The 9,869-nt window shown below is 55.9% G+C and carries 8 protein-coding genes; all 8 read left to right on the top strand.

Annotated features, from left to right (window positions below; genetic code table 11):
* Window positions 1–245 (top strand): acetyl-CoA carboxylase biotin carboxyl carrier protein (gene accB / locus NP596_RS17685; protein ID WP_256616720.1); only part of this gene is annotated, 245 nt, incomplete at its 5' end.
* Window positions 246–262: 17 nt separating this feature from the next.
* On the top strand, window positions 263–1,606 hold the full coding sequence (gene accC / locus NP596_RS17680) for an acetyl-CoA carboxylase biotin carboxylase subunit (RefSeq protein ID WP_256616719.1): 1,344 nt from the start codon (window positions 263–265) through the stop codon (window positions 1,604–1,606).
* A 59-nt stretch (window positions 1,607–1,665) separates the two neighbouring features.
* The gene (gene prmA, locus NP596_RS17675; protein ID WP_256616718.1) at window positions 1,666–2,550 is read left to right on the top strand and encodes a 50S ribosomal protein L11 methyltransferase; all 885 of its coding nucleotides are present in this window, start codon (window positions 1,666–1,668) and stop codon (window positions 2,548–2,550) included.
* Window positions 2,551–2,552: 2 nt separating this feature from the next.
* Window positions 2,553–3,194 (top strand): DUF3426 domain-containing protein, encoded by a 642-nt coding sequence (locus tag NP596_RS17670; protein ID WP_256616717.1) that lies wholly within the window; start codon window positions 2,553–2,555, stop codon window positions 3,192–3,194.
* Between the two features lie 3 nt (window positions 3,195–3,197).
* A complete protein-coding gene (locus NP596_RS17665) occupies window positions 3,198–4,394 on the top strand; it encodes a class I SAM-dependent rRNA methyltransferase (RefSeq protein WP_256616716.1) in 1,197 nt (398 codons plus the stop codon).
* 184 nt (window positions 4,395–4,578) lie between these two features.
* Window positions 4,579–5,115 (top strand): hypothetical protein, encoded by a 537-nt coding sequence (locus NP596_RS17660; RefSeq protein ID WP_256616715.1) that lies wholly within the window; start codon window positions 4,579–4,581, stop codon window positions 5,113–5,115.
* Between the two features lie 229 nt (window positions 5,116–5,344).
* The gene (locus NP596_RS17655; RefSeq protein ID WP_256616714.1) at window positions 5,345–6,646 is read left to right on the top strand and encodes an autotransporter outer membrane beta-barrel domain-containing protein; all 1,302 of its coding nucleotides are present in this window, start codon (window positions 5,345–5,347) and stop codon (window positions 6,644–6,646) included.
* A 601-nt stretch (window positions 6,647–7,247) separates the two neighbouring features.
* Window positions 7,248–9,869 (top strand): ATP-binding protein (locus NP596_RS17650; RefSeq protein ID WP_256616713.1); only part of this gene is annotated, 2,622 nt, incomplete at its 3' end.

The following is a 9,869-nucleotide window of genomic DNA, read 5'->3' as shown; positions in this document are numbered from 1 at the left end:
AAAAAGTCAGCGGCCACGTGGTTAAATCGCCCATGGTCGGTACTTTCTACCGTTCCGCGTCGCCAGGCTCGCCGTCGTTTGTGGAAGTCGGCCAGTCGGTTGCGGTCGGGCAAACCTTGTGCATCATCGAAGCGATGAAAATCCTTAACCAGATCGAAGCCGATAAAAGCGGCAAGATCAAGCAAATTCTGGTTGAAAACGCCCACCCGGTTGAATACGGTCAGCCTTTATTCATTATTGAATAACAGGCCGGGTGACTACTATGTTCGAAAAAATTGTTATAGCCAACCGGGGCGAGATAGCTCTACGCGTATTGCGCGCTTGCCGCGAGCTGGGAATTAAAACCGTCGCGGTATTTTCCGAAGCCGACCGCGATTTGAAACATGTACGTTTGGCGGACGAGGCCGTCTGTATCGGCCCCGCGCCTTCCGCGCAAAGCTATCTGAATATTCCGGCCATTATCAGTGCGGCGGAAGTGACCGACGCTCAAGCGATTCATCCCGGTTACGGTTTTTTGTCCGAGAACGCCGATTTTTCCGAGAAAGTCAGCCAAAGCGGGTTTGTGTTCATCGGCCCAAAGCCGGAAACCATCCGCATGATGGGCGATAAAATCTCCGCTAAAAAAGCCATGCTGGAAGCCGGCATTCCCTGTGTGCCCGGCAACGGCGACCCCTTATCCAATAACGATGAAGCCAATCTTAAACTGGCCAGGGAGATCGGTTATCCGGTGATTATCAAGGCGGCCGGCGGCGGCGGCGGCCGCGGCATGCGGGTGGTGCATACCGAAGCGGCGCTAGTCAATGCGATCGAGTTGACAAAAGCCGAAGCGATGTCGGCGTTCGGAAACGGCACCGTCTACATGGAAAAGTTCCTGGAGGACCCGCGGCATATCGAGTTTCAGGTGTTGGCCGACTCGCACGGTAATGCCATACATCTGGGCGAACGCGATTGTTCGATGCAGCGCCGCCACCAAAAAGTGGTGGAAGAAGCACCGGCGCCCGGTATTACCGAAGAACAACGTAAACAAATAGGCGAGCGTTGCGCGCGGGCATGTATCGAGATCGGTTATCTGGGTGCGGGCACCTTCGAGTTTTTATATGAAAAGGGCGAGTTTTTCTTTATCGAAATGAATACCCGGGTACAGGTGGAACACCCCGTCACCGAAATGATCACCGGCTTCGATATCGTTAAGGAACAGTTGCGGATTGCCTTCGGCTTGCCTTTGTCCGTCACCCAGGATCAGGTGCGTTTTACCGGCCACGCCATCGAATGCCGCCTGAATGCCGAAGATCCGAAAACCTTTATGCCCAGCCCCGGCTTGATCGACCAGTTCCACATGCCGGGCGGGCCGGGTATCCGTTGCGAAACCCATATCTATAACGGTTATAAGGTGCCGCCGTATTACGATTCCATGATAGGCAAACTGATCGCGCACGGCGACGACCGCAATAGCGCGATCGCCCGCATGAAAACCGCGCTCAGCGAAATGGTGATCGACGGCATTAAAACCAATATCCCTCTGCAACAAAGCATCATGGCCGATTCGGCATTTGCCGCGGGTAGCCAAAACATCCATTATCTGGAAAAGAAACTGGGTATTCATTAATACAGTAACGTGCGCGCCGGGCATGGCGCGCACGGCTTACTCATCATCTAAAGCAGACTATGGCATGGCATCAGCTTTCAGTTGTGACTGACGAGCATACCGCTCCCGAGTTGTCGGATTTTTTTAGCGAATTGGGCGCGGTCTCCGTGACGTATAGCGACGCAGAGGACGAGCCGGTCTACGAGCCGGCCATCGACCAGACCCAAATTTGGAGCAACACCCGGGTTACCGCTTTATTTGAATTGGACGCCGATCCCGACGTGGTACAAACCCTGGTGGTCAACCAGTTCATCGGCCGGCCGCTACAACAATGGGTGACGGAAGTGATCCAGGATCAGGCCTGGGAACGGGCTTGGATGGAGCATTTTCAGCCCATGCAGTTTGCCGGCAAGTTGTGGGTGTGCCCCAGCGGCCAGGAAGTCGATGACGCGGGCCAGGTCTGCATGACGCTGGATCCGGGCTTGGCCTTCGGTACCGGTACGCATCCCACGACCGCCTTGTGCCTGGAATGGCTGGCGGGCCAGGATTTGCAACAAAAAGTCATGATCGATTACGGCTGCGGCTCGGGCATTTTAGCGGTCGCGGCCTTGTTGTTGGGTGCCGAACATGCCCATGGCGTGGACATCGACCCTCAAGCATTGACCGCAACCCAATACAACGCCGAGAAGAACCGGGTGTTGGCTCGCATCAGTTATTACCTGCCGGAACAGTTTGCCGTGGCCGGCGCGGAGATTGTGGTGGCGAACATTTTGGCCAAACCCCTGATCGAATTGTCTGCCGTCATTGCCGCCTTGGTGAAACCGGGCGGGCGCTTGATTTTGTCTGGCATCTTGAACGAGCAGGCCCAAGCCGTGGCCGAGGCCTATCGGGCCCAAGGCCTCACGGTCGCCGAGCCGGTCAGTCGGGAAGACTGGTGCCGTCTGGATGCCGAGAAGCCGGCGTAAACATGTTTAGCCGCTGTCCGTATTGCGATTGCCAGCAACAGCTTACGCCCCGGCAATTGCGCGAAGGCCGGGGGGTAACGGCTTGCGTTTCTTGCGGAAAATCCTTCGATGCCTTGCCCTCGCTGACCGAGACGGCCGACGAGACGGTTAGTTCTCCGCAACATGAAGACTTGCTGCTTGCCGCGGCGGACAAACAGCCGGTGGGCAAGGGCTGGCGAATCGGCAACGCCTTGCTGTTAATGGTTCTGCTGGCGCAAATCGGCTACTTTGAAAGCGATAGTTTGCTTCGGCAACCTTGGATCTACCAAGGATTGACGCAATTTTGCCGCATCACGGGTTGCCGTATGCCCGCCTATAACAATCCGGCGGAATGGTCGCTATCGCACAGCGAATGGCAAGCTCATCTCGATCAACGCTATGTTTTAACGGCTGCGTTGACCAATCAGGCCGCGTTTGCCCAAGCCTTGCCGGCCTTGAAACTTACGCTCAACGATTACAGCGGTCGCTTACTGGCGGAACGGGTGTTCCGGCCCGGGACTTATACCCGGGATGCTCTGTTGGCCGCCAATCATACCGAACAGATACAGCTACCTTTAGTCGTCTCCGCGCCCGATGTGGCCGGCTTCACTCTTACTGCGATGTAAAGCATGGATTATCCCGAGTTATTCCTAAAAAAACACGAAGACAAGCGCCTGCGGCAAGGGCATCTATGGGTGTTCAGTAACGAAATCGATACCAAGCGCAGTCCGCTGGATGCCTTCGGCGCCGGTGACGTCGTGGTGGTCAACGATAGCGGCGGCAAGGCGTTGGGTCTGGCTTACCTCAACCCCAACGCGCTGATTTGCGCGCGTTTATTGACCCGCAAAACCAATATAGCCATAGGCGAAAAGTTTTTCAAAGCCCGCCTGGCGCAGGCCTTGGCTTTGCGGCAGCGTTTGTTCGAGCGACCGTTTTACCGGCTGGTGTTCGGCGAGAGCGACGGCTTGCCGGGTTTGGTTATCGACCGCTATGACGCAGTGCTGTCCGTGCAAATCACCACCGCCGGCATGGAAGTACACAAACAATTGCTGGTGAAAGTGTTGGTCGATTTGCTGCAGCCGGCGGCCATCCTGTTAAAAAACGACACCAGCCAACGGCAATTGGAGAATCTGAGTTTGGAGCCGGAACTGGCCCATGGCGAGCTGCCTGAAAAACTGTTGATCGAAGAAAATAATGCCCGCTTTTTGATCAATGTCGCGGAAGGCCAAAAAACCGGCTGGTTTTACGATCATCGTTGCAGCAGGGCCCAGTTTGCCGGCTGGTCCAAGGGCCTTAAAGTGCTCGATTTATTTAGTTATGCCGGAGCCTGGGGTATTACCGCCGCGGTTGCCGGGGCGGTGGACGTGACTTGCGTGGATAGCTCGGAAACCGCGTTGGCTTTGGCGGCGGAAAGCGCGGCTTTGAACGGCGTGGGGGAAAGCATGCGGTTCGTGCGTAGCGATGTGTTTGACTATTTGAAACAGGCCTGGGAACAAAACCTGCATTTCGACGCCATCGTGTTGGATCCTCCGGCCTTGATAAAGCGTAAAAAAGATTACAAAGCCGGTTATGAAGCCTATCGGCGCCTTAATCATCTGGCCTTGCAGGTTCTGTCCAACGACGGCCTGCTGGTTTCGGCGTCTTGCTCTCACCATTTGAGCCGGGCCGATTTGCACGAGATTTTGCGTTCCTCTGCTCGGCATATCGACCGGCATTTGGTATTTTTTGCCAGCGGCGGCCAGGGGCCCGACCATCCGGTGCTGCCGGCCATGCCGGAAACGGAATATTTGAAAACTTTTTTTTGCGCGGTATCCGGGCGCATATAAAGTCTGTTGTTATGAAAAAAACTGTCGACCCTTGCGAGCTGTGCGGTCAACCTGTAAAAGTGGCGGGATTTAGTTACCGCCATCCAGCCGGGTTGAAGCAATTTTGCTGCGAAGGTTGCTTACGCATTTTTCAATTGCTCGAACCCGAGCAGCCCTTAAACCCTCAATCCACGGAGAAAACTTCATGAAAGCCTGCGAATCCTGCGGTGACCGCGTCAATATCGGTTGCCACCATCAAAAAATGTCGGTGACATCCAGGGCAATTGGCCTGTTGTTTGTCTACCTGCCTATTTTGACTCTGCCGTTTGTGATTACCAGCGCCTATCTGACCTATTACAGCTTGAAGTTTGTTGGTGCGCAAAATGTTAAAAAATGGGGTGATTTTCTGCCGGACCGGGCCAGCCACCGGTATAACTTGAAAAACCAGATTGTCATGGACGGTTCGTTCAAGCTCAGCATGGCGCAATCCAAATTATTCTGGATTCTGAACTGCACCTGGTACTGCCCCTATAGCGTCGGCTTGTTCGAATGGCATGCCTACCTGGTGAAAGTGGTCGAAAACTGGTGGTGCCCGTTCGGCCACAGCCGTAAAAACAGCTATACCGAAGGCGCCATCGACCAATCCTTCTGGCACATTTATCCGGAAGAAAAAGCCAAATTGACCGAAGACGATAAAAACAATCCGATTTTTACCGCCGATGCGGACAAGGCCGAAGGGTAGGCAAATCCGGACCGGCGGACCTTTTTAAAGGGGGGTGCCGGTGTGAAATGGGTCACATGGTTTTTTTCGGCTAAACTTATCCGTCAACAGCCGGGCGCACGGTTGCATTCTGTCCGCCGCCGGTAACCGGCAATTCAGCGATAATTTTTAGCAGGTAAAGCCGATGTCCAACGTTTATAGCTACGGTCACTATTCGAGCCCGGGCCGCCGCCCGTTCCTAACCTTAAAATTGAGCGCCGCGATCGCGGTGCTGATGGCGGCGGCGTCCAGCCATGCTCAATCGGTTTCGAATATCAGCGGTTTGCTGCAAGCAACGCCGCAGTTGGATACCACGCAACAAAGTATGGCGAATGTCATTGAAATCGCCTGTCCGCAAGGCACCAATCTTGCCGATTTTCAGGCGCGTTGTAATGAGGTTGTGACCGCGGCACAGCAGGGAGCCGTAAGCGACGTTTTAAATTCACTGCAACAAGTCTCTCCCGAGCAGATTCCCTCTCAAGGTGTCTCCGCCACCCGTACCTCGTTTAATGTGATTGCCGGGCGTTTGGCGGCCATCAGGGCAGGGGCCAGGGGCTTTCAAGTGGCGGGGCTGGGGAAAAATGCGTTGCCGGTCAATCTGGCCTCGCTACCCTCGGCGGCCGGCGGCGCGGCAGGGGATATAGTAAGCGGCTGGGATAAATTGGGCGGCTTTATCAACGGTAATTTCAATACCGGTAGCGTCGACTCCGAATTCAACCAACTGGGCTATAACTTCAATAGCGGCAGCATCAATTTCGGTCTCGATTACCGATTCAGCGATGCCTTGGTGATCGGTACCGCATTTACCTATATGCGCAGCGAATCCAGCTTCGATCGCAGTGGCGGCAGCCTGGACAGCAATGCGTATACAGGGGCGTTTTATGGCACCTATTACGCTACCGACAATCTCTATTTCGACGGTATCGCCAGCGTCGGCGGCGTCAATTACGAATCCACCCGGCACATCCAATACAGTGTGCCGGCCGAGACGGTGAATGCATTGGCCAAAGGCACGCCAGGCGGTAATCAGTATGCGATCAGTTTCGGCGGCGGCTACAACTATGCGATGCAACAATGGACGTTTAACCCTTATGCCAAAGTCAATTACCTTAAGCTGGACGTAGACGGCTTCAGCGAAACCGGCGGTGCCGGTTGGGGGATGGCGTATAACGATCAAACGGTCGAGTCGGTCACCACCACGCTCGGTACTCAGGTTTCGTATGCCATGAGCACTTCCTGGGGCGTGTTAATGCCCAACATTCGCGGCGAATGGCATCATCAATATAAAGATGGCAGCCGCAATATTGCGGTACGTTTCCTGGGCGATACCACCAGCGGCTTATCCTTCAATACCGTGACTAGTTCGCCCGACCGCAACTATTTCACGGTCGGAACCGGCGTATCCGGTACCTTTGCCCACGGCATCAGCGGTTTCTTCAATTACGACGCCCTGCTGGGTTACAGAAGCGTGGAAAGCCATTTGTTCACATTAGGCGCCCGTCTGGAGTTTTAGCCGAGTGTCTGTCCGCTGGCGCGTTTCGTTAGGCCGATTTTCTCGGGGCGCATCTTTTCCCGGAAGAATGTAGCGCCGCCTTCGCTTCTGTCCGATTGATCTCTTGTAACCCTGGGTTCTTTGGTTTTCGGTTTGCCTTGAGAGCTCGGGGCGGGGCCGGTCCCACCCGGAAGCGGCCCGGCACAAGGCGTGGAGAAATAGGCAAGCTTTATTCCTGGTCACCAAGGGCTGATAGCAAAAAAAATACGCCTCTGTTTGGCCGATAGATAGTTTTCGGCCCGAGCCTTAAAATTTATTGTTTTAAACGGTAGGCGGTCTGGTGTATAACTTATGCGGATTGCGTTACCGCCCTATTTTTCCTAATTATTTTCAGCGGCTAGGCAAGGATCGATTCAAGCAATTTAGCAGCCGTTGATATCGAGTCGCTTGCGGCGCCGATCGATTGGCTCCCGATCCCGCAAAGCGCGGCCGAAAATTATTCATTATTTTTGTAAGGTATATGGAAAATTTTTCGACCCCTTCAAAAAGATTACTCTCCGGCCTTAATGCTCTAAGACAAGGCGGTAGGTTAGCGGATTTCCTTCTGCTGTTTCTGCCTCTCGTGGCGCTGGTCGCGGTAGGTACCTGGTCTTTGGGCGAATCGCGCATCAGAGTCGAAACATCCATGTTGATGGCCGAGGAAAATGCCTATGTGGAGTTGAGTCAGGGGCGTTTGGACCAGGAATTGGCGGTGCCGATCCGCCATCTGGTCAGTTTGGTCAATGAAGCGCAAGTGCGCGGGGTTTACGAGGCCCTGGAGGAGCACGACCCCGTGTCGATGCGCGAGGCTTTTATTCCCTTAATGTCGCGCAACCCCAGTTACGATAAAGTGCGCTGGATAGACGAGCACGGCCGGGAACGCGTGCGCGTCAATAACCGGGATGGACAACCGGTTCCGGTGCCCGAAAGCCAATTGCAGGACAAGCGCGACCGTTACTTTTTCATCGATACCATGCGGCTCGAAAATGGCGTGATTTATATATCGCCGCTCGATTTGAACATGGATAACAACCAAATCGAGATGCCGCTTAAACCGACCATCAGGGTGGCAACCCGCGTATTCGATGCGGCGGGAAATCCGCGCGGCATCCTGATTATCAACATTGCGGCCCGTTCGATGCTGAATACCTTCGTCAACAGCGCCGGTCCCGCGGCCGGACGCATGATGCTGCTCAACGCCGACGGCTATTGGCTCAAGAGTCCCGACGAGGCCGACGAATGGGGTTTCATGTTTCAGCGGGAAGTGACCTTGGGCAATCGGTACCCGGAAGCCTGGCGGGCAATATCCAAGACCGGCAAGGGGCAAGTCCGGTTGCCGGATGGCGTTTGGACCTGGAACTCGGTATCGCCCGTTCCCGAACGCGATACCCGGCTGGCGCATGACATACACTGGAAAGTAGTCTCCCATCTGCCGGCGAGCGATTTGCAGGTGCTGGAAACGCAGGTTTGGCCGGCCAAGATAGGCAGCGCCTTCATCGTGCTCTCGCTGTTCGGCTTCGGCATTAGCCGCTTGATCCAGGCAAAAACGGCGCGCGCGCAAGCCGAGCAGGCGGCGGCGCTGGCGCGTAGCGAAGCAGAAGCGGCCCATAGGCTACAGGAAGCGCAGGCCGGTTTCCGGATGCTGTTCGAAGCCAATACCAGCGGTTTACTGGTGGTGGATGCCGAGGGCAGGATCGTCATGGCCAACCCTGCCTTCGAAGCCATGTTCGGTTATCCGCTGTCGGAGTTGATCGGCCAACCCTTGGAAATATTGCTGCCCGAACCGGATAGGCGGCCGCACGCGCAATGGCGCGCGGCCTATCTGCACAGTCCCGCCAGTCGAGCGATGGGCGCCGGCCGGGATTTGTACGGCACCCGTAAGGACGGCGGCATTTTCCCGCTCGAGATCGGTTTGAGTCCTTACCGCGATAACGGCCAGGCCTTTGTGTTGGCCACGATCGTGGATATTTCCGAACGCAAACGGGCTCAGGACGCTATCTTGAAAATGAACGATGACTTGGAGCAGCGCGTGGCCGAGCGCACGGCCGAATTGCAGGCGGCCAGACGAGAGGCGGAGCGTCTGGCCAGCGTCAAGGGAAATTTCCTGGCCAATATGAGCCATGAAATACGCACGCCTATGAACGCCATTCTTGGACTGGCTTACCTGTTGGAAAAAGCCAAGCTCGGTTCCGACGAGCTGGCGCTGGTAAAAAAAATCCGCATCGCCGGGCGCTCGCTGCTAGGCATCATCAACGACATTCTGGATTTCTCCAAAATCGATTCCGGCCGCTTGGAAATCGAGCATGCGCCGTTCCGGCTGAACGATGTGTTGGATAACGTGGCTACGCTGATGTCGGCCGTGGAATATAAAAAAGATGTCGAATTTATCATGGGGCCGGCGCCGTCGGGTGTCGATTGTCTGGTCGGGGATGCCTTGCGCCTGGAACAGATACTGGTCAATCTGATCAGCAACGCCCTCAAGTTTACCGAGCGCGGCAGCGTGACCCTGACGCTGGCGCTAACCGGCACCGGCGAAGGGCGGGAGGGTTTGCGGTTCAGCGTCAAGGATACCGGCAAGGGCATTGCCGCGGACAAGCAGGCGGAAGTGTTCAACGCCTTTGCCCAGGAAGATACCTCCACGACGCGCCACTTCGGCGGCACCGGGCTCGGGTTATCGATTTGCCGCCGCCTGGTGGAATTGATGGCGGGCGAAATCGGGGTGGTCAGCGACCTAGGCCGGGGTAGCGAATTCTGGTTTACGGTGCCGATGGAACGCGTCGAGCCGCGGGATTATGTGCAACCCGCCATGGCTTTTCAGAATGTGCTGATTGCCGACGATCATCCGGTCGCGCGCGACATGTTGGCCGCAACCGTACGCAGCCTGGGCTGGAATCCGGAAGTGGTTGCATCGGGCGAAGAAGCCGTGCAGCGGGCCGTTGCCCGGTCGGAGAACAACAAACTGCCCGACATTTTGCTGCTGGACTGGCGCATGCCCGGCATGGACGGCCTCGAGGCGGCTCAACGCATTAGGAAAATGCTGGGCGATTTGCCCGACACGCCGCTGATCGTGATGGCTACCGCGCACGACAGGGACGTTTTGGCGCGCGAAGCGGGCGCGGAAGTCGCCGACGCCATTCTGAACAAACCGATCACCGCGTCCGCCTTGTATAACGCCGTGTCCGAAGCCAGGCTGCGGCGCCGGGGC

The sequence above is a fragment of the Methylomonas rivi genome (assembly GCF_024505165.1).
Lineage (GTDB): Bacteria > Pseudomonadota > Gammaproteobacteria > Methylococcales > Methylomonadaceae > Methylomonas > Methylomonas rivi.
The sequence above is the reverse complement of the archived record's forward strand: the minus strand, read 5'-3'. Positions and strand labels throughout refer to the sequence as shown.

Coding starts and splice junctions, on each gene's coding strand:
- accC (WP_256616719.1), top strand. CDS start 263: ATGTTCGAAAAAATTGTTATAGCCAACCGGGGCGAGATAGCTCTACGC.
- prmA (WP_256616718.1), top strand. CDS start 1,666: ATGGCATGGCATCAGCTTTCAGTTGTGACTGACGAGCATACCGCTCCC.
- NP596_RS17670 (WP_256616717.1), top strand. CDS start 2,553: ATGTTTAGCCGCTGTCCGTATTGCGATTGCCAGCAACAGCTTACGCCC.
- NP596_RS17665 (WP_256616716.1), top strand. CDS start 3,198: ATGGATTATCCCGAGTTATTCCTAAAAAAACACGAAGACAAGCGCCTG.
- NP596_RS17660 (WP_256616715.1), top strand. CDS start 4,579: ATGAAAGCCTGCGAATCCTGCGGTGACCGCGTCAATATCGGTTGCCAC.